Consider the following 19,225-nt stretch of genomic DNA (forward strand, 5'->3'; position numbering starts at 1 on the left):
AAAAATATTTTTTAAATTATAAAATATTTAATTAATGCTAAACATAGTTAGTAGTAGTGTAGTTAAATATATAATTTTAGGCACAATATACGAATTATAAAATAAATTAGTTGAAAAATATTCGTAACTTCCATTGACCTAATATATTTACTTTGATACTATGTTAGGTGGGAATTTAATTATATTAAATTTATTACTATTAAAATTTATATAAGTTTAGACTTATTAGGAATGACAACAATGAATGAGTGTAACCAAGTAAACTGATGTATTTAAGGAGGAAGGGTTATGTCAGCATTTATAGTTTTAGGAGCTCAGTGGGGCGATGAAGGAAAAGGAAAGATGACTGATTACTTAGCTGAAGAAGCTGATGTTATAGTTAGATTTCAAGGTGGGAATAATGCAGGTCATACAGTAGAGGTTGAAGATAAGCAATATAAGCTACATTTGATACCATCAGGTGTACTTTATGATTCAAAATTAAACGTAATAGGAAATGGTGTTGTTGTAGATCCAAAGGCTTTATTTGAAGAAATTGATTACCTTGAGGATTTAGGAGTAAAAGTAACTCCAGAAAAGCTTATAATTAGTGATAGAGCTCATCTTATAATGCCATATCATAGAGTGTTAGATAGATTAAAGGAACAAGCAAGAGGAAAGAATGATATAGGAACTACTGGTAAGGGTATAGGTCCATGTTATACTGACAAGTATGAAAGAAGTGGAATAAGAATCTGTGACTTACTACATAAAGATGTATTTACAGAAAAGTTAAAAATAAATATTGAAGCAAAAAATGAGTATATAACTACTGTCCTTAATGGAGAAGCATTAAATTTTGAAGAGATATACAATGATTATATAGCTTATGCAGAAAGATTAAGACCATATGTACAAGATACATCAGTAAAAGTCTATGATGCTATAAAGAGTAACAAACAAGTTTTGTTTGAAGGTGCTCAAGGAATGTTGCTTGATATAGATTATGGAACTTATCCATATGTTACATCTTCAAATACTACATCTGGTGGAGTATCTAATGGTGTAGGTATAGGTCCTACAATGATAACTAATGCTGTTGGTATTGCAAAAGCATACACAACAAGAGTTGGTAAAGGACCATTCCCAACAGAATTAGAAAATGAAACAGGAGAATGGATAAGGGAAAAAGGACATGAATTCGGAGTGACTACAGGTAGAGCTAGAAGATGTGGTTGGTTAGATTTAGTTATACTAAAGACAACAGTAAGAGTATGTGGACTAACTTCTTTAGCTGTTACAAAGATCGATACTTTAGCTGGATTAGAAAAAATAAAGGTTTGCGTTGGATATAAGTTTAACGGTTCTGTTATTGACTATTTCCCAGCAAGTCTTGAAGATTTAGCTAAGTGCGAGCCTGTTTACGAAGAATTTGATGGATGGGATGAATCTGTAGCTGATGCTAGAAGTTATGAAGAGCTTCCAGAAAACGCTAAGAAGTATCTAACTAGAATAGAAGAAATAACTGATACAAAGATATCAATAGTTTCTGTTGGACCTAGAAGAGATCAAACTATGAGAGTTAGAGAGTTATAAAATAAATAATTTTTTATAATAGAAGAAGGACCTATTTATAAATAGGTTCTTTTACTGTATATGAAAATATAAAGTTTTTATGTTATCGTGACTTATGTTACTGAAAAAAAGTTTTTTTTAATATAAAATAGGATCATAGGTAGTAAAAAAAACAGCTTGAAAAATGTACTAGATAAGTTTACATTCAAATCCGACCATTTTGGTTGAATTTATATAAATAATCTAGTATAATAATTAAAGTAAGCTTGTAACATAAAATTATTAAAAAGTGAGGTTGATAGTAATGGTTACTAAGGACATGACAATAGGTGAAGTAGTTAGAACATATCCACAAAAAGCAGAAGTTTTGATGAGCTTTGGAATGGGTTGTGTTGGATGTCCATCAGCTCAAGCAGAAACTATTGAAGAAGCTGCTTTAGTACATGGATTAAACCTTGATGAATTAGTAGTTGCTTTAAATAAGTAATAAGTAAGAACTTTTAAGGACGTCTTTGTTAAGACGTCTTTGTTTTTTTGAGTAGTGATGGAGGATTTATGATTAAAGAATTTGAAAAGGAATATGAGATAAATTACCATGATGTAGCGTGGAATCTAAAGGCATCTATTTCTGCCATAGTGAATTTCCTATGTGATATAGGGTTTAGGCAGTCTGAGAGCTTGGGAGCGGGGATTAAGGCCATGATGAAAGATAAACAATCATGGGTCTTTTATAAATATGATATAGAAATTCACAGATATCCAGATATAGAGGAAAAAATAAAGGTAATCACTGAACCAATAGGGTTCAGAAAGTTTTATGCTTACAGAAAATATATTGTTTTGGATGTTGAAGGAAATGTAATTATAGAGGGAAAAAGTATATTCTTCTTTGTTGATTTAGAGAAGAGAAGAGCTATAAGAATACCTGATCAGCAGTATAAGTTATATGGTGTAGAGAATGACTTGAATTATTCGATAGATATTGATGATGTTAAGCCAATTAAAGAGTATGAGTTTAAAAAGACTTTTAGAGTAAGGTATGGAGATATAGATTCTAATCTTCACGTTAATAATGTAAAATATATAGAATGGGCAGTAGAGAGTCTCCCAATTGGTATCATTAAAGAAAACAGTATTAAAAGAATAATTGTTAACTTCTTAAAAGAAACAACTTTTGGACATGAGATAACCTCTTCTAGCAGTATAAAGAACTTAGAGGACAGTTTAGAAAGTGTTCATAAGATAGAAGATGAAGACGGAAAAGTTCTAGCTACAGTAAGATGTGTATGGGAATAAAATAAATATATAAAAATCGCTAATTAATTCATATTAGCGATTTTTTGTTTTATAAAGTTTTTCATTTTAATTAGATGCGCTTTTCCCAGCTAACACACCTGAACTCCAAGCCCATTGAAGGTTAAAACCACCACAATCTCCGTCTACATCTAAGATTTCTCCACAAAAATATAAATTAGGAATAACTTTAGATTGAAGTGTTTTAGAATCTACTTCTTTAGTGTTAATACCACCAGCAGTTACTTGAGCGCTATCAAAACCATTGGTGCCAATGCATTTAAAAGACCAATTTTTTAATAAATTAATAATGTTACTCTTTTCTTTCCAGTCTAGGCTATAGCAAGGTTTATGGATATCTTGTATTCCGGCCTCTTTTAACAATATTGGAACTAACTTTTTATTTATTACACCGATAAATGATTCCATTAGTGTTCTATGTGATACTATAGCCCAATGTGCTTCAAAAAAGTTATGTATATCCTCAATAGATTTTCCAGGCATCATATCTACAGAAACAACTACTTCTTTACTTTTTGAAAGAGAGTAGGAAGCTATTCTAGAAAGTTGTAAGATTGGAGGTCCTGATATACCGTAATCTGTGAAAAGTATTTCTCCGAATTCTTTTCGTAATGAAATACCATCTACAATTACTTCACTAAACCCATCAAACTTTATTCCTGAAAGGGCTTTTAAACTTCTATGCTCCAACTTAAGCTGTATTAATGCAGGAATTGGTTGTATTATACTATGACCTAGATTAGAAGCTAAATTATATCCTGAACCATCGGATCCTGTTTTATGTGCTGATTTTCCTCCACAAGCTAATATAATTTTTCCACAGCTTATAGTACCCAAAGACGGGTCTGATGTGGATAACTCAAAAATATCATCATTGTGGATAATTTTTTTTACTTTAAAAGAATTATACACAGGTATATTTCTATCTTCTATAGCAAATCTTAATATATCCACAACTGAAGAAGCTTGAAGTGACTGTGGATACATTTTGCCCTTTTCTAACTCTACTATAGGTAAGCCTAGTAATAGAAATAGATTCTTTGTGTCTTCTACTGAAAAGTTATTTAGACAATAACTAAAAAAGCCTGGGTTTTCACTATGATAATGTTGAAATGGAAGTCCAATTAATGAATTGCTTATATTGCAACGACCATTACCAGTAGTTAAGATTTTTTTACCCACTCTATCAGTACCCTCTATTATGGCTACATCTGCGCCATAATCTTTTGCTGTAATAGCAGCTAGTAGACCTGATGCACCACCACCTATTACAACTATATCATGATGTGTTTTACTCATCTGCTTATAATCTCCTTTTAATTGATATATGAAAATATAAAAATGTACAACTTTAATCAAAAAATTACTTTTGAAACTTTGCTGGTTTGTGATAATAAATTAAAAAAGTTTTTAAGCAAATAAAGTTTTTGCAAAAACCTATAATTATATTTTTAACATAAAAGTTTGCTAAATAACAATTAAATATAAACAATAACTAATTGTTTGCTATATATTCATAAAATAGTAAGTGTAATATTAAACTGAATACCTAAATTGTGCATGCATTATGTAAATATTATCATAGTAATATATAATTCTAAAACTCACATACTATAGTAGATAGGTATGCAAGATTATAACTAATATTTCGTTTATGTTTTAATCTGTATTTAGCTTAAATTAGTATATCTATATATTATAAACATATAAAGGAGTGTATGATATGAATGCAAAAGATTTTATGGAGTATGATAATTGGGTTGTTATAGGTGATGTAGAAAATAATGAAAAATATGCTTCTAAGATATTAGCGAAATTTAGTGCTAATGGATACAATGTCAGTGGAGTAAATCCAAGAGCGAAAGTTGATCATGCGTATAAAAGTATAAAGGAAGTTCCTTATCATATTGACGCAGTAGATTTGTGTATAAACCCTAAAAGTGGTATAGAGCTTGTAAAGGAAGCAAATGAACTGGGAATTAAACATGTGCTAATACAACCAGGAGCAGAAAGTGAAGAAATATTAAGCTATTGTAAGGATCATGGTATAGAAGCTGTTGAAGGATGTGCGCTAGTAGAATTAGGATAAGTATATAAAGATATTTATAGGGGAATTATATTTGTACAATGAGTAAAGTATGAGGAGGGATATCCATGGATGATAATAAACACAGACAAAAAGATAGACCTAAAAGTAATGCAGAACTCAGAAAAATGTTTCCAAAAGAAGGCGCCTATATAGGTGATAAAAACAAAGGTAAAGGTGATTACCAAGATAGACATAAAGATCATAGCGGACAATATTAAGTTATATTTAAGGGTGGCTAATAAAAGACATATATCAATTATATAAAAGTTATTTTAACTCTAAGAAATTTAAGTTAAAAATCCTAAGTTATTAAATCTTTTATAAATTGATATGGCTATAAAAGAAATATAGCCACCTTTATTACGTAAAAGTCAGTAAAGATCACTAAATCACATATAAAGAACAAGCGTTGAAGGCAATCAAAAGCTATTAATTCATAACCATAAACAACTAAATTTTAAAGATAAATTTAAAAAAATAAAAAAAAGTGTTGACACTGAGTCTTATTTTTTGTAATATATCTATTGTTGGGTCGTAAAGACGACATAAATTTAAAACATAAAATTTAATTTGGCTCCTTGGTCAAGCGGTCAAGACACCACCCTTTCACGGTGGTAACAGGGGTTCGATTCCCCTAGGAGTCACCATTATCATATTTTTGGGCGCATAGCTCAGCTGGGAGAGCATCTGCCTTACAAGCAGAGGGTCACAGGTTCGATCCCTGTTGTGCCCACCAAAAATATGGCTCAGTAGCTCAGTTGGTTAGAGTGCCGGCCTGTCACGCCGGAGGTCGAGGGTTCGAGCCCCTTCTGAGTCGCCATTTTTTTAATGCTGGCATGGCTCAACGGTAGAGCAGCTGACTTGTAATCAGCAGGTTGTAGGTTCGATTCCTATTGCCAGCTCCACTAAAAAACAAAATATTTGGCTCCTTGGTCAAGCGGTCAAGACACCACCCTTTCACGGTGGTAACAGGGGTTCGATTCCCCTAGGAGTCACCATTATCATATTTTTGGGCGCATAGCTCAGCTGGGAGAGCATCTGCCTTACAAGCAGAGGGTCACAGGTTCGATCCCTGTTGTGCCCACCAAGAATATGGCTCAGTAGCTCAGTTGGTTAGAGTGCCGGCCTGTCACGCCGGAGGTCGAGGGTTCGAGCCCCTTCTGAGTCGCCATTTTTTTAATGCTGGCATGGCTCAACGGTAGAGCAGCTGACTTGTAATCAGCAGGTTGTAGGTTCGATTCCTATTGCCAGCTCCACTAAAAAAATAAAATATTTGGCTCCTTGGTCAAGCGGTCAAGACACCACCCTTTCACGGTGGTAACAGGGGTTCGATTCCCCTAGGAGTCACCATTATCATATTTTTGGGCGCATAGCTCAGCTGGGAGAGCATCTGCCTTACAAGCAGAGGGTCACAGGTTCGATCCCTGTTGTGCCCACCAAAAATATGGCTCAGTAGCTCAGTTGGTTAGAGTGCCGGCCTGTCACGCCGGAGGTCGAGGGTTCGAGCCCCTTCTGAGTCGCCAATTTGATGCTGGCATGGCTCAACGGTAGAGCAGCTGACTTGTAATCAGCAGGTTGTAGGTTCGATTCCTATTGCCAGCTCCAAGATAAAGACATCTTACTATTGTAAGATGTCTTTTTTGTTGTATAAAAAAATATGAAATATAATAACAAAGATATTATCTTTTCCTTAATAGATTATAAACTTTTTAAGTGGCTATTAAGTTTATTATTTATATTAGCACAGTAGTTTTTTTATCTGATATTTATAATTGAGAAAATATTATATATAAGTAGGAGTTTATTTCCTTATGAAGGAAACTGGTTTTATGATAAGCGTTTAAATATCTATATAGATGGTTTTTATAGTAGTTATTATAGTTATATAATATTTCACGTAAAAAATAGTAAATAAATACGACAAGTTTAGTAAAAAAAACTCTATGTAAAAGATTACTTGTGGAAAAAATATAGTAAATATGTAATAGTATCAGATGATTTTATTAATATAAACAATTAATAAAAAAAAAATTGTGTGAAAATACAAAAAATTATATTGACAGTAAGACTAAATTTTACTAAAAATAAATTTGTAAACAATTACAAACGGGTATGAATTGAGAATAGTTTATGGGGGGATCATTTATGAACAAAAAAGTATTATTATTAACTATTACAGCAGCACTTTCGCTAACTTTAGCTGGATGCTCATCAACAAAAACTGAGACAAGCAAGGATAGTGGAGTACCAAAGGTCGGAGTTACAATATATAAATATGATGATAACTTTATGTCATATGTAAGAAGATCAATTGATACAGGTGCTAAAGGAAAAGCTGAATTATCAATGAATGACTCACAAAATGACCAATCAAAGCAAAATGAGCAAGTTGATACTTTGATTTCTAAGGGAGTAAAATCATTAGCAATTAACTTAGTAGATCCAAAAGCTGCTCCAACTATAATAGACAAAGCAAAGAAAGCAAAATTACCAGTGGTGTTCTTTAATAAAGAACCAGAAGCAGCTGCATTAAAGAGCTACGATAAAGCTTGGTATGTTGGAACTAAATCAGAAGAATCAGGTATACTACAAGGTGATTTAGTATCTGATCAATGGACAAAGAATAAAGATAAATGGGACAGAAATAAAGATGGAAAGATACAATACGTACTATTAAAGGGTGAGCCTGGACATCCAGATGCAGAAGCTCGTACTAAGTATGTTGTAGATGAAATAAAGAAAAAAGGTATACAAGTTGAAGAATTAGCTATAGATACTGCTATGTGGGATACTGCAAAGGCAACAGACAAGATGGACGCATGGGTATCAAAATTCGGTGATAAGATAGAATTTGTTATAGCTAACAACGATGCTATGGCTTTAGGTGCCTATGCATCACTAGAAAAAGCAGGATATTTCAAAGATGCTAACAAGTTCATGCCAATAGTTGGTGTTGATGCTATACCAGAAGCATTAACAAAAATAAATGAAGGCAAGATGGTAGGTTCAGTACTTAATGATGCGAAGAACCAAGGTCAAGCAACTCTTGACTTAGCTATAAATGCAGCAAATGGAAAGAATGCTACTGAGGGAACAAAGTGGCAGTTAGATGATAATAAAGCAGTTCGTGTTCCTTATGTTATCATAACTAAAGATAATATATCTATAGGAAATGATGCATACAACAAATAAAAACACCATGTATGAGGCACACATAAGGTGTGTCTCATAATTATTTCAGTAATGAATTATATGGAGGTGTAAACCATGAGCAATGCGGTTGAAGCAGGATCAAAGCAAGAATTTATTCTAGAGATGAGAAATATAGTAAAAGAATTTCCTGGTGTTAAAGCATTAGCAGGAGTAAATTTAAATGTTAGACCAGGAACGGTACATGCATTGATGGGCGAAAATGGAGCAGGAAAATCAACTCTAATGAAATGCCTCTTTGGTATTTATCATCCTAATGAAGGAGAAATATTTTTTAATGGTCAAAGGGTTCAATTTCAAAACTCTAAACAAGCTTTAGATAATGGAGTTTCGATGGTTCATCAAGAATTAAATCAGGTTAGACAGCGTAATATAATGGACAACATTTGGCTTGGGAGATATCCTCACAAAGGACCTTTTATAGATGAGAATAAGATGTATGAGGATACAAAAAAGATATTTGATGAATTAGAGATAGAAGTTGATCCTAGAAGTAAAGTAAATACTTTATCAGTATCTCAAATGCAGATGGTTGAAATAGCTAAGGCGGTATCTTATGATTCTAAAATAATAGTTATGGATGAACCTACATCATCGCTAACTGAAAAAGAAGTAAACCACTTATTTAAAATAATTAATAAATTGAGAGAAAAGAACGTTGCTATCATATATATATCACATAAAATGGAAGAAATTCTAAAGATATCAGACGAAGTTACAATAATGAGAGATGGTCAGTGGATTTCAACAGAGCATGCTAGGGATCTAACGATGGATTTGATTATAAAAATGATGGTAGGTAGAGATTTATCAAATCGTTTCCCTGAAAAAGTAAACAAGCCTGGTAAAGTAATATTACAGGTTAATAATTTAGTTGCACAAACGCAACCATCACTAAAGGATATAAGTTTTGATCTTAGAGAAGGAGAAATCCTAGGGGTTGCCGGACTTGTTGGAGCAAAAAGAACGGAACTTATAGAAAGTTTATTTGGGATGAGAAAGATTGAATCAGGAAAAATAACTCTTCATGGAAAAGAAATAAGTAATAAATCTCCTCAGAGAGCGATGCAAAATGGATTTGCATTAGTTACTGAAGAAAGACGTGTTACTGGTATATTTGATAGGCTTCCTATAAGTTTCAATTCTATAATAGCCAATGTAGATAGTTATATAAACAAGTTTGGAATATTATCTGACAAGAACATAGAGAAAGATACTCAGTGGGTAATAGACTCCATGAGAGTAAAGACACCTTCGCAAAAAACACATATAGGAAAACTATCTGGAGGAAATCAACAAAAGGTAATAATAGGGCGTTGGTTACTTACAAAACCAGAAATATTGATGCTAGATGAGCCAACGAGAGGTATTGATGTTGGTGCTAAGTTTGAAATATATCAGTTGATGAATGAACTAGCTAAAGAAGGAAAAGGAATCATAATGGTATCCTCTGAAATGCCAGAACTACTAGGAGTAACAGATAGAATTTTAGTAATGAGTAATGGAAGACTTGCAGGTATAGTCGAAACAAGAAATACATCACAAGAAGAAATTATGCGTTTATCAGCAATGTACTTATAGGGTAGGGGGAATTGAATATGGAAAAACAAAAATTTTCTTTAAAAGGTAAGTTTGATAAGACTTGGTTAATGAATAACGTTATTTATATAGTTCTAATTGCATTACTTGTAGTTATAGTAGCTATATCTCCTGATTTTTTAAGCATAAATAACTTTCGTAATATATTAGCTCAAGCATCTACTCGTATTATAATAGCTTTAGGTGTTGGCGGTATATTAATTACTCAAGGTACAGATCTGTCAGCAGGACGTATGGTAGGTTTATCAGCAGTACTTTCTGCATCAATGCTTCAAGCTACAGATTATGCATATCGTATGTATCCTAATCTTCCTAAGATGCCCGTATTAGTACCTATAATAATAGCGATGCTAGCATGTGGTATAATCGGTCTTTTAAATGGTGTTGTAGTTTCAATTTTTCAAGTACCGCCTTTTATAGCAACTTTGGGTATGATGATTATAGTTTATGGACTTAACTCAATATACTTTGACCGTCCTCCATACGGAGCTCAACCAATAGGTGGTTTAGACAAGGACTTCTCTAATTTTGTTTTAGGTAGTATAGGTACCGGAACGAAGTTTGAAATACCGTATCTTATTATATATGCAATAATAGTAACTCTTATAGTATGGTTACTATGGAATAAAACTAGATTTGGTAAAAACATGTATGCAATTGGAGGAAATCCTGAAGCGGCTACTGTATCTGGTGTTAATGTAGTTAAATATCTATTATTAATATACTTCTTAGCAGGAGCTCTTTATGGATTCGCAGGATCTTTAGAAGCAGGACGTGTTGGTAGTGCTACAAATAATACTGGTAACATGTATGAACTTGATGCAATAGCAGCCTGCGTTGTAGGTGGGGTTTCTACAGCTGGTGGTATAGGAACAGTTCCTGGTATAATAACAGGTGTATTAATATTCCAAGTTATTAACTATGGATTAGCATTTATAGGTGTTAACCCTTACTATCAATACATCGTAAAAGGTCTAATTATAGTAAGTGCAGTTGCAATTGATATCAGAAAATATATAAAGAAAAAATAATATTTCATAAATAAAAAGAAGCAATGATTATAAGGTCATTGCTTCTTTTGTTATAACTTATAAATTATCTAGCTAAGTTTTTCTTAACCCTTATATCTTCAGAGTAAAACTTGAAAAGCTTGAAGTTTCCAAAAAGACGAGAGGTTATTCTTTCTGCATAATACTTAGTCAATGTTTGTAATGACATGTTTGTTGAGATAAGCATTTTCTTTTTAGCTAATAGCTTTTTATTCAGTAGTGTGAACAGCTCTGTAACAGAGAATTCAGTTATTTGCTCTGCACCTAAGTCATCAATAACAAGTAGGTCACAATTAATTAAAAAGTCTTCCACAGCTAGATTGTTATTGAATCTAATTTCTTTTAAGTCTTTAATAAGCTCATCAGAGGTTCTATATACTACTAAAAAACCTTGGTCTAGTAGCTCCTTTGCAATGCAGTTAGAAAGGAATGTCTTACCTGTTCCTGATGTACCGTAAAATAGGAGGTTATCATCCTTTTTACCGAAGTTAGGGAGATAATCTGTTGTAATTGAATTAAGTATAGATTCCATGTTTTTTCTAGGAGAAAACTTTTCATCTCCAATCCTATGAGAAGGATAATAGTTTAAGTTAAAAGTATCAAAGTTTTCTTCTTTTATAGCATTCTCAAGTCCAGAAGCTTTGTAATGTAGTCTAACTAATTTTTGTTTATAGCAGGAGCATCTTTCTGTAATAATGTAACCTGTATCCTTGCATTTACTACATCTATAATGCAGATTTAAGTATTCAGGATTGTATCCATGAGATACTAGCAATTCATATTTTCTAGCTCTTAACTCAGTTATCGCATCCTTTAACTCATCAAAGCTTTGTGTAGATTCGTCTTTTGATTTTAATGCATTTATAGATAATCTTATACACATTTTGCCTATTTCATTATCTAAATCCAGTATTTCAGGGTGTTCATTTTTTATTATTTCTCTACGTTTTTTTAAAGCAGCAGCTTCTTCTTCTCTTATTTTTGCATATATATCTGTCAGTTGACCTTTATATTCGTTAATCATTATTATCCCATCCTAATAACTTTCTTTCTAATGAATCATAATCATAAGTCCTCTGTTCATAATCTGTAAATTTCAAGTTGCTTTTCTTGCCGTTATCATAATTGTTAGAGTTATTATTAGATCTATTGTTACTTGTTTTTGAAGGTAGGTTTTTAGTTGCTACGTCTTCAAGAGTTTTTATACCGTCGTTATTCCATCGAGTCAATATACCATCAATGTATCTAAAGTCAGCCCTGTTTAACCGTTCAAAACATATTTCACAAGCCTTTAATATAACTTCGTTAGAAAAATTGTATGTAAACATCCATTTCTCCATAAGTTCTTCTTGGGGCTTCATAACTTCTGCGTTTTTTATGCCTAGATAAGCTAATATTTTTCTTATCTTTATCCATTTATCTTCACTTTTGGTAATATAAGCGTGAACATCTTCTATGTTTTTTATTCCGCTATCATGCCAAGCTAATGCCACTTTTTCTATATATCTAGAGTCAGCCTTTCCTTTGGATACGCAGTATTCTATAAGCATTAATATCATTTCTGAAGAAAAAGAAAAATCATTTTGTAACCCAAGATATGTTGACATTTCCTTAGGGGATAGTGGTCTAGCTAGCAGCCTTTCGACTTCCTTAAGCATATCTTTAGTATTGTTCTTATTTAATTCATCTAACAAGTTAAGTGTAGATTCGGTATTTTCATCACCACTTAATTCCATAAACTTTATATTGAAATTATTCATTTTGTCTATAGGAACCAATTGTATTATACCTTCGTCATGCCAATAGTTTAAAGCATTCATTATATCGGATTCTAAAAGATTTAAGTTAGAAGCTATAATGGATGAGCTAACTCCTAATTCACCTGAAATACTATACTTAAGCATCATTAGGTAAACTTTTACAAATTCACCTCTTGCTTTTGGCATATATCTTTCTAGGAAGATATTGCTTACAGGAGTAAATTGTACAGGAGAATTTTTAAGCATAAATGTACTCATAGGGTAATAACCCTCCATTCAATGTAATTTGTAGATCTTTATCGTTATAAAACGATAAACTTTGATGTAATTATATTATAACAGAGGGGAGAGGTTCTCTCAATAATGATAGCCTGCCAATTAATAACTAATACTAGTTTGCTCATCATGGTATCAAATGATACATAAAGCCATGCATAATAAAGCTAACTAAAGGAGATATTAAAAAAGAATGCTGATTTTTTACCATTAATAATATATTACAGGAAAGGTAAAAGGTATATAAAATGGGTAGTAGAGATATTAAACTTTTCTTAATAAAAGTAATGATTTTATTAGTAGTACCAGCTGTCATTTATATAAATGTACTTAATAAGGTAGATTACTATTGCTTTTATGAAAATGGAGTATATGTTGCTTGCGTAAATGATAAGGAGGAAGTAAGGGAAGCCTTCAATCAGGTAAAAGGTGATATAAACAAAAGGTTTGGCGCTACTATAGATAAATCTAATAATATATCTTTTAAAAAATCAAGTGAAAATGTAGTATCTGAATATACATTAAATGAGCTAAAAGAGAGTATAGTTAAAAATTTAAATTTAAATGTAACTGCATTTAGATTTGTTATAGGAAAGAATAGTATAGGATATATAGCTAACAAAGAAGAAGGAAAACAGATATTAGAGAAGGTAGCAGATAGATACATAGATATAGGTAAGATAGATAAAAGCGACATAGTATCAATAAGTATTGATACTAATAGTGAGTATATAGAAGAGAAGACATCTGTATCCAATGTTTTGCCTACAGATGAGGTAGTAAATAAAATAATTGAAACAGATAAAGACAGTGAAGACCCTTTAGTGAAAGTTGAGGTAAAAACAAAAGATAAAACTATGATAGATGTAGAACCAGCTACTATAATAAATTCAAGCAAAGATTTGTTTATTGGTGAATCTAAGATAGATAAAGGCACTAATGGAAAGAATGAAGTAGAAGAAGAAGGTACATATATAAATGGTAAGAAGATTAATACAGAGAAATTAGGTGAAAAGGTTGTAGTGAAGCCAATAGATACAGTTATACATACAGGAACGAAAAATCCTATACCATCAGGTATAGCTTTCTTATCGAGACCTTCTAGAGGCAATATTAGTTCAAGTTTTGGAGCTAGGTGGGGGGAAGTACATCATGGGATAGATATTGCTTCAAATGTGGGAGATCCTATAGGCGCGGCTCTAGATGGTGTAGTAAAGGAAACCTCGTATAATAGTATATACGGTAATATGATAGTTGTTGACCATGGGGGAGGTATAGAAACTATATATGGTCATTGCAGTAAGGTATTGGTTAAGCCTGGTCAGAAAATAAAAAGAGGAGATACAATCGGTAAAGTAGGAACTACGGGAAGAAGTACAGGGCCACATCTTCACTTTGAATTAAGAGTTAATGGAACTGCTATAAATCCTAATAAATATATAAAGTAATAGAAAAAGCACTAAGCTTTTTAAATACTTAGTGCTTTGTATTATGTCAATAATTTATCTAAGTTTAGAGTTCCATCACCTTCCGCATATCTTGGGAGTTCATGTGAATCTGCAGATATTTGCAGCAATGATCTAATATCATTAAAGGTAAGGGACGGGTTTTTCTCTAGTATTAATGCACATACACCGCAAACATATGCGGCAGAGCAAGATGTTCCAGAGTAAGTCGTATAAGGCTCTGCGAGTTTAGATGGATATATTTTTAATCCATTTCTCTCTGAGATATAGTTTTTATCACAATTTAAGGATTGAATATTTACACAGCCTGCAGATATTTCTGGTTTTTGTAATTTACCTACAGGACCTGCTGACGAATAAGAATAAGGTTTGATGGTCTTAGATGTATCTAAACCACCTATAGTTAAACAACTACTTAATGTGGCTAAACCTCTTATTGAATATTCTTTGCTTGGGTTACTGCCAGAAGGAACTATTGGAATCAAGTTTTTAGATGTTGCGAGTGATAAGAGTTTATCAAATTGTTCTAAATAAAATATGTTATCATTTGCTAGTTCGAATGGAAGCAGAATTAATCTTATGTTTTCATCTTCAGATGAGGCTATTAAGGAATTAATAGCAAAAAGAATATCGGAGACGTATCCTTTTCCGGTACTATTAAAAGCTTTATAACAATAAAGGTTAGCTTTATCAGCAATGCCTTTATACAAACCATCTGAGTTACCACCACTTCCACACAATATGCCACTTATAAATGTTCCATGACCATTATCATCGTAGGGGTATTTTAAGTCATTTATAAGGTCTACAAAAAGTCGTATCTTATTCATCGGACTTAGAAGATCAGGATGAGGGAACACGCCGCTATCTACCAGTCCTATTCCTACTCCTCTTCCTGTAAATTTATATCTTCCACCTAAATTTACATTGTTTGCTGAAGCAACACTTGTTCCACACAGTAAACAATATCCATCTAGACTTACATATTCAACTTCAGGGTATTCAATAAGTCTATCTATAGCTCTAGGAGACACTTCAGCTGTTATAAGGTTTAGCCAATCAATTTTATTTATAATAGTACCTTTAAATGAAGATATTCTTTTTAAGATAGTATCGCTAAAAGATTTATATTTTATAATAATTCTATATTTTTTAAAATATTCTTTTGACATATAATATCTCAGAGAAGTATCAAGCTTGCTTTTTAAAGAAAACATTATACACTCCTTTAATATTGTTAAAAGATTTCGCGTATCATAACTATCCATAAGAGTAATAAAACAGTTAAAATTATAAAATTGGAAATCTCATACAATATATTATATGTAAGAGTGTAAATTTGCTATACGATACATATGATATAGTTTAAAAATTATATAAGGTTCTAAAAATCTATACATTGGCCTATATTAATTATCTTTATATTAGTATCGTTCAAAGAAACTAATCTATCATAAGTCTCTTTGAAATCTTCTAAGGATAATATGAAGGTCTTGTAATGAATTGGAACCATCTTACAACAATTCATCATCTTAAACATTTTATAGCTCTCTTCTGGTGTACAATGCATCTCTGAAAATCTATCTGGTTTATAGCAACCTACAGGCATTAAAGCTATATTAGCATCTAAGTTTTTAAATTCTTCTGTAAAAGCAGTATCTCCAGCATAAAAAACTTGTTTGTCACCGGAAGTTATTAGATAAGAGTTGGAGTAACTATTTTTTCCTATATAAAACCTTCTGCCATCATGCTTTGCTTCAAATGCTTTTACGGATACATTAGTATCAGAATAAATTTCACCAGGGCTTATAGCAAAAACCTTTTTAAAGCCTATAAGTTTTAATATATATTTATAGCCTTTAGGGCATAGAACAATAGCATTTCTATTTAACTTTCTTAGAGATGGAAAGTTTATGTGGTCAGTATGACCATGAGATAGTAATATATAATTCACCTTCAGATAATTAATATCATCTGGAACCTTTACCTGTCTCTTTATATGTCCTAGAAATGAATTAAATAATGGATCAGTCATAATTATATTGTTGTTTATGTTTATTAGTGAAGTTGCATGACCTAACCAACGTACAGAGTTTTCTTTAATCTGCTCTTTATGAGCTTCTTCCATTGGTTTACTATAAGTTTTTATATTTTTCCAAGCCATTTTAGATAAAAATATTAAATTAGAAAATATCATAACAAGTATCCTACCTTTTTTATCTTTTCCATTTAAATATTATTATACCAGCAATCATTATCATTACTCCAAGTATTTCATTTAAGCCGAAAGAAATTTTTTTGCATTCGAACAGGCCAAAGGCATCTATTAATGCAGCGGCTGTAAGTTGGGCTATTAATATAGTCGCTATTGAGTAAGTTGCACCAAGATTTTTTATACCTTCTATGACTGTAAATATAATAATTACGCCTAGAACACCGCCAAGGAGATATATTTTGCTAACATCTTTGATATTTTTAAAACTTCCTTTTCCTATTGTTAAAGCTAAAATAATAGTAATTGCAAAGGCTGATCCTTGGACAATAGCGTTTGTCTCCCAAGTGCCAATCCTTGATTCAACTCTAGTATTAAATACTCCTTGTAAACTCATAGCAATACCAGCTATTATAGAAAAAATAATTCCCATAAGAAAAATCACCTCAAGAATTATTGTAACCATTAAAATATAAAACCTATGCAAACTTATTTTTTATTCTTTAAAAATAAAAAAGTTGCTGAAGTGATCTTTTTCAGCAAGCTTTTTTAACGCATCTGCCTTTCCGAATGTATATGAGGAAAATCTGGCAGCGAATAAGCTATATTTTTTTACGGTACAGCCATAAAAAGCTTCTAAGACCATTGAAGTCTCTAGGTTTAGCTAATAAAAAGTTCATACTTTCCTTAACAGTAAAAAAAAAAGCCCTTAAAGGGCTACTTTACGTAAACTATTGTTTATAAATAATTCCTCAATTTGTTTTTCTGAGAAACAAAGGCTTGTTCCAAGGCTTAGATAATCTTCTAATAATGTTTGATAGTGGTCTTTTGACGGAGAGATTATTAAGTCATTAACATCTATGAATAAGTTTAAAAATTGGTCGCTTAAACAATAATCATTAGGCTTAATTACTAGTTCTTCTACTTCATCATATTTCTCATCTATTCCAATTGTTAGAATACTGCTTAAACAATTTATGTAATTGTCTAACACTGAAGATTTTATTAACTTTACATCTTTTTCAACCCAATACTTATAACATTTAGTTTCTTCTGCTAATACGCCTATCTTTATCTGAAGTTCTAAAAACTTTCTTTGAGTAAGTTTATAGTCATTTAAATTTGGGTCGAGGAGTAATGTCTTATTTAGTTCTTTTTGTTTTGTAAAAAACTTATTAAGATTCATATGTATATCCCCCTATCTTCTTGGGCAAATGCCACGATAATATTGTACAAAATCTTTTGACAAATGAAAAGTTCAGTAAACGAATACAGTTTAAAAATATTTTATTTTCTAAAAAAATATATAAATTACGCTAATAAATCATAAACTATTAGGATTGGCTAAAGTATATTAACTTTAGATTGTCAAAATTATATTTTCCAAAAATTAAGGTTTTTATAAATAATTATAGTAACAAGCAAAAAATGCTACAGTATTTACAATGTAGCATTTTAAAACTTAAATATTAAAGTTTTATTAAAATGGTTAGTTTAATATTCTTATGAAAATATATCATTAAGCAACGGTATAAGAAACTAAGTTATGTATAACTAATAAGTTTTTAAGTTATAAGTTTTAATAACCATATCTTTTTTGTTGTTCACTGGCTTCCATAATTCTATTCGATTTATCTTAGCCATATTGTAGAAACCTTCTATCTTTGCAGTACTGCAAGCTACCTCATACTCTTGCTTTTTCCATTCTCTCTGAGCAAAGTTAGTATTTGCTAGTGAGACATGCAGATCCCAGTCGCTTATATTTTCTCTTACTGAAAAACCATGCAGTTTTAAAGTATCATTTATATTTCTAGCTAGTCTCTTTATATAGCCTTTATTTTCTACCTTCAAATTGACAGACTTATGAGGTTCGCCAAAACAAATAATATCTTTAAGTTCAACTTTAAATTTCTTGTAAGGTTTGATTATTTTAGAAATTACTTCATCTAATTTATCTAAATTTGGATTTTCTATTACTTCTAATGTAATGTGCAAGGTTGGTAAGTTTTTATACAACCTATACTTTTTAGAAAGATTTTTTTGTATAGGTTCTATTGATTTGTAGGAGTCATCGTCGAATAGCGCAACTAAATAATACCTCATGTTTAACCTCTTTCAATACAATTCTCATTATATAATATACAGACTTTGTTATAAATTATAACATATTACAAGGTATAAAAAAATATGCGAATACTTAAAATAGATATGCAAATTGTAATTTTGCAAAAATTTAAATTTAGTATTAAGTAGGAGGATAAAGCCATGAAACATAATGATAGTATAGGATGTGTAGTTACAGAGTGCAAATACCACGCTAAGGATAAGAATTTTTGCAGCCTAGATCAAATAATGGTTGTAAAACATACTGCAAAAGCTGAAGATGTACAATGTACAGATTGTGGAAGTTTTGAAGAAGAAGGAAGATAAAAAATACTAGAAAGAGGGCAATGCTACAGGGCATTGTCCTTTTTTTAGTATAAAAGAATATATTATTGATTTTTTATTTGTAAAATAAATAAATATTTATTAAAATTATTACATAAATATAGAAATTTAATTAAAAATTTCATAAAGGTACATTTTTCCATGGTATCAACATAAAAAATCACTTTAATTATTATTACGTTATGATATAATGGAAACTATGGACAAGTGCTTTATTTAGCGATTTTTAACAATCTTGTATGTAATAT

General features: G+C 31.3%; 18 protein-coding genes and 12 tRNA genes. 22 read left to right on the top strand and 8 right to left on the bottom strand.

The window, feature by feature from the left end:
• Positions 1 to 288: 288 nt before the first annotated feature.
• The 3 genes from JHL18_RS09535 (at position 289) to JHL18_RS09545 (ending at position 2,850) form a co-directional block, all read left to right on the top strand.
• Complete coding sequence (locus JHL18_RS09535; protein ID WP_200268529.1) at positions 289 to 1,575, top strand: adenylosuccinate synthase; 1,287 nt, start codon at positions 289 to 291, stop codon at positions 1,573 to 1,575.
• Between the two features lie 283 nt (positions 1,576 to 1,858).
• Positions 1,859 to 2,041: a DUF1858 domain-containing protein gene (locus tag JHL18_RS09540; RefSeq protein ID WP_183279549.1), complete on the top strand. Its 183-nt coding sequence runs from the start codon at positions 1,859 to 1,861 to the stop codon at positions 2,039 to 2,041.
• Positions 2,042 to 2,109: 68 nt separating this feature from the next.
• Complete coding sequence (locus JHL18_RS09545; RefSeq protein ID WP_200268531.1) at positions 2,110 to 2,850, top strand: acyl-[acyl-carrier-protein] thioesterase; 741 nt, start codon at positions 2,110 to 2,112, stop codon at positions 2,848 to 2,850.
• Between the two features lie 66 nt (positions 2,851 to 2,916).
• Here JHL18_RS09545 and JHL18_RS09550 read toward each other — a convergent pair whose 3' ends face one another.
• Entirely contained in the window at positions 2,917 to 4,167 is a 1,251-nt protein-coding gene (locus tag JHL18_RS09550; RefSeq protein WP_200268533.1) for a BaiN/RdsA family NAD(P)/FAD-dependent oxidoreductase, read from the bottom strand.
• 424 nt (positions 4,168 to 4,591) lie between these two features.
• On the opposite strand from JHL18_RS09550, the gene JHL18_RS09555 reads away from it, so the two are divergent.
• The 17 genes from JHL18_RS09555 to mglC all read left to right on the top strand — a co-directional run bounded on the left by JHL18_RS09555 (position 4,592) and on the right by mglC (position 10,797).
• Positions 4,592 to 4,957, top strand: coding sequence for a CoA-binding protein (locus JHL18_RS09555; RefSeq protein WP_200268535.1), 366 nt, complete (start codon positions 4,592 to 4,594; stop codon positions 4,955 to 4,957).
• Between the two features lie 65 nt (positions 4,958 to 5,022).
• Positions 5,023 to 5,175, top strand: coding sequence for a hypothetical protein (locus JHL18_RS09560; RefSeq protein ID WP_200268537.1), 153 nt, complete (start codon positions 5,023 to 5,025; stop codon positions 5,173 to 5,175).
• Positions 5,176 to 5,529: 354 nt separating this feature from the next.
• Positions 5,530 to 5,604, top strand: a tRNA-Glu gene (locus JHL18_RS09565).
• Between the two features lie 13 nt (positions 5,605 to 5,617).
• Positions 5,618 to 5,693, top strand: a tRNA-Val gene (locus tag JHL18_RS09570).
• Positions 5,694 to 5,700: 7 nt separating this feature from the next.
• A tRNA-Asp gene (locus JHL18_RS09575) sits at positions 5,701 to 5,777 on the top strand.
• 10 nt (positions 5,778 to 5,787) lie between these two features.
• Positions 5,788 to 5,862: transfer RNA gene (locus tag JHL18_RS09580), tRNA-Thr, on the top strand.
• 18 nt (positions 5,863 to 5,880) lie between these two features.
• Positions 5,881 to 5,955 (top strand) — tRNA-Glu (locus JHL18_RS09585).
• Between the two features lie 13 nt (positions 5,956 to 5,968).
• Positions 5,969 to 6,044, top strand: a tRNA-Val gene (locus JHL18_RS09590).
• Between the two features lie 7 nt (positions 6,045 to 6,051).
• Positions 6,052 to 6,128 (top strand) — tRNA-Asp (locus JHL18_RS09595).
• 10 nt (positions 6,129 to 6,138) lie between these two features.
• A tRNA-Thr gene (locus tag JHL18_RS09600) sits at positions 6,139 to 6,213 on the top strand.
• A gap of 19 nt (positions 6,214 to 6,232) precedes the next feature.
• A tRNA-Glu gene (locus JHL18_RS09605) sits at positions 6,233 to 6,307 on the top strand.
• Positions 6,308 to 6,320: 13 nt separating this feature from the next.
• Positions 6,321 to 6,396: transfer RNA gene (locus JHL18_RS09610), tRNA-Val, on the top strand.
• A 7-nt stretch (positions 6,397 to 6,403) separates the two neighbouring features.
• Positions 6,404 to 6,480 (top strand) — tRNA-Asp (locus JHL18_RS09615).
• 7 nt (positions 6,481 to 6,487) lie between these two features.
• Positions 6,488 to 6,562, top strand: a tRNA-Thr gene (locus JHL18_RS09620).
• 540 nt (positions 6,563 to 7,102) lie between these two features.
• Positions 7,103 to 8,149: a galactose/glucose ABC transporter substrate-binding protein MglB gene (gene mglB / locus JHL18_RS09625; protein ID WP_200268539.1), complete on the top strand. Its 1,047-nt coding sequence runs from the start codon at positions 7,103 to 7,105 to the stop codon at positions 8,147 to 8,149.
• A gap of 75 nt (positions 8,150 to 8,224) precedes the next feature.
• Complete coding sequence (gene mglA / locus JHL18_RS09630) at positions 8,225 to 9,748, top strand: galactose/methyl galactoside ABC transporter ATP-binding protein MglA (RefSeq protein WP_200268541.1); 1,524 nt, start codon at positions 8,225 to 8,227, stop codon at positions 9,746 to 9,748.
• 17 nt (positions 9,749 to 9,765) lie between these two features.
• Entirely contained in the window at positions 9,766 to 10,797 is a 1,032-nt protein-coding gene (gene mglC, locus JHL18_RS09635) for a galactose/methyl galactoside ABC transporter permease MglC (RefSeq protein ID WP_200268543.1), read from the top strand.
• A 64-nt stretch (positions 10,798 to 10,861) separates the two neighbouring features.
• Here the strand turns inward: mglC and JHL18_RS09640 are convergent, their stop codons facing one another.
• Positions 10,862 to 11,839, bottom strand: a complete 978-nt coding sequence (locus tag JHL18_RS09640) for an ATP-binding protein (RefSeq protein WP_200268545.1) — start codon at positions 11,837 to 11,839, stop codon at positions 10,862 to 10,864.
• Positions 11,832 to 12,833, bottom strand: a complete 1,002-nt coding sequence (locus JHL18_RS09645) for a DnaD domain protein (protein WP_200268547.1) — start codon at positions 12,831 to 12,833, stop codon at positions 11,832 to 11,834. Before JHL18_RS09645 ends, JHL18_RS09640 begins: the two co-directional genes overlap by 8 nt.
• A 266-nt stretch (positions 12,834 to 13,099) precedes the next feature.
• Between JHL18_RS09645 and JHL18_RS09650 the strand changes: the two genes are divergently transcribed.
• A complete protein-coding gene (locus JHL18_RS09650) occupies positions 13,100 to 14,299 on the top strand; it encodes a peptidoglycan DD-metalloendopeptidase family protein (RefSeq protein WP_200268549.1) in 1,200 nt (399 codons plus the stop codon).
• Between the two features lie 41 nt (positions 14,300 to 14,340).
• On the opposite strand, the gene JHL18_RS09655 is transcribed toward JHL18_RS09650, so the two are convergent.
• From JHL18_RS09655 to JHL18_RS09675, 5 genes are all read right to left on the bottom strand, one after another.
• Positions 14,341 to 15,534 (bottom strand): S8 family serine peptidase, encoded by a 1,194-nt coding sequence (locus tag JHL18_RS09655; RefSeq protein WP_200268551.1) that lies wholly within the window; start codon positions 15,532 to 15,534, stop codon positions 14,341 to 14,343.
• 167 nt (positions 15,535 to 15,701) lie between these two features.
• Entirely contained in the window at positions 15,702 to 16,514 is an 813-nt protein-coding gene (locus JHL18_RS09660) for an MBL fold metallo-hydrolase (protein WP_200268553.1), read from the bottom strand.
• Between the two features lie 19 nt (positions 16,515 to 16,533).
• Entirely contained in the window at positions 16,534 to 16,962 is a 429-nt protein-coding gene (locus tag JHL18_RS09665; protein ID WP_243277851.1) for a DMT family transporter, read from the bottom strand.
• 276 nt (positions 16,963 to 17,238) lie between these two features.
• Positions 17,239 to 17,715 (bottom strand): dUTP diphosphatase, encoded by a 477-nt coding sequence (locus JHL18_RS09670; protein ID WP_200268556.1) that lies wholly within the window; start codon positions 17,713 to 17,715, stop codon positions 17,239 to 17,241.
• Between the two features lie 368 nt (positions 17,716 to 18,083).
• On the bottom strand, positions 18,084 to 18,632 hold the full coding sequence (locus JHL18_RS09675) for a 2'-5' RNA ligase family protein (RefSeq protein WP_200268558.1): 549 nt from the start codon (positions 18,630 to 18,632) through the stop codon (positions 18,084 to 18,086).
• Positions 18,633 to 18,794: 162 nt separating this feature from the next.
• Here JHL18_RS09675 and JHL18_RS09680 point away from each other — a divergent pair, with 162 nt between their 5' ends.
• Complete coding sequence (locus tag JHL18_RS09680) at positions 18,795 to 18,959, top strand: DUF1540 domain-containing protein (protein WP_200268560.1); 165 nt, start codon at positions 18,795 to 18,797, stop codon at positions 18,957 to 18,959.
• The last annotated feature ends 266 nt before the right edge of the window (positions 18,960 to 19,225 follow it).

Source organism: Clostridium yunnanense, assembly GCF_016595795.1.
GTDB lineage: Bacteria > Bacillota > Clostridia > Clostridiales > Clostridiaceae > Clostridium_AR > Clostridium_AR yunnanense.

Coding starts and splice junctions, on each gene's coding strand:
- JHL18_RS09535 (WP_200268529.1), top strand. CDS start 289: ATGTCAGCATTTATAGTTTTAGGAGCTCAGTGGGGCGATGAAGGAAAA.
- JHL18_RS09540 (WP_183279549.1), top strand. CDS start 1,859: ATGGTTACTAAGGACATGACAATAGGTGAAGTAGTTAGAACATATCCA.
- JHL18_RS09545 (WP_200268531.1), top strand. CDS start 2,110: ATGATTAAAGAATTTGAAAAGGAATATGAGATAAATTACCATGATGTA.
- JHL18_RS09550 (WP_200268533.1), bottom strand. CDS start 4,167: ATGAGTAAAACACATCATGATATAGTTGTAATAGGTGGTGGTGCATCA.
- JHL18_RS09555 (WP_200268535.1), top strand. CDS start 4,592: ATGAATGCAAAAGATTTTATGGAGTATGATAATTGGGTTGTTATAGGT.
- JHL18_RS09560 (WP_200268537.1), top strand. CDS start 5,023: ATGGATGATAATAAACACAGACAAAAAGATAGACCTAAAAGTAATGCA.
- mglB (WP_200268539.1), top strand. CDS start 7,103: ATGAACAAAAAAGTATTATTATTAACTATTACAGCAGCACTTTCGCTA.
- mglA (WP_200268541.1), top strand. CDS start 8,225: ATGAGCAATGCGGTTGAAGCAGGATCAAAGCAAGAATTTATTCTAGAG.
- mglC (WP_200268543.1), top strand. CDS start 9,766: ATGGAAAAACAAAAATTTTCTTTAAAAGGTAAGTTTGATAAGACTTGG.
- JHL18_RS09640 (WP_200268545.1), bottom strand. CDS start 11,839: ATGATTAACGAATATAAAGGTCAACTGACAGATATATATGCAAAAATA.
- JHL18_RS09645 (WP_200268547.1), bottom strand. CDS start 12,833: ATGAGTACATTTATGCTTAAAAATTCTCCTGTACAATTTACTCCTGTA.
- JHL18_RS09650 (WP_200268549.1), top strand. CDS start 13,100: ATGGGTAGTAGAGATATTAAACTTTTCTTAATAAAAGTAATGATTTTA.
- JHL18_RS09655 (WP_200268551.1), bottom strand. CDS start 15,534: ATGTTTTCTTTAAAAAGCAAGCTTGATACTTCTCTGAGATATTATATG.
- JHL18_RS09660 (WP_200268553.1), bottom strand. CDS start 16,514: ATGATATTTTCTAATTTAATATTTTTATCTAAAATGGCTTGGAAAAAT.
- JHL18_RS09665 (WP_243277851.1), bottom strand. CDS start 16,962: ATGGGAATTATTTTTTCTATAATAGCTGGTATTGCTATGAGTTTACAA.
- JHL18_RS09670 (WP_200268556.1), bottom strand. CDS start 17,715: ATGAATCTTAATAAGTTTTTTACAAAACAAAAAGAACTAAATAAGACA.
- JHL18_RS09675 (WP_200268558.1), bottom strand. CDS start 18,632: ATGAGGTATTATTTAGTTGCGCTATTCGACGATGACTCCTACAAATCA.
- JHL18_RS09680 (WP_200268560.1), top strand. CDS start 18,795: ATGAAACATAATGATAGTATAGGATGTGTAGTTACAGAGTGCAAATAC.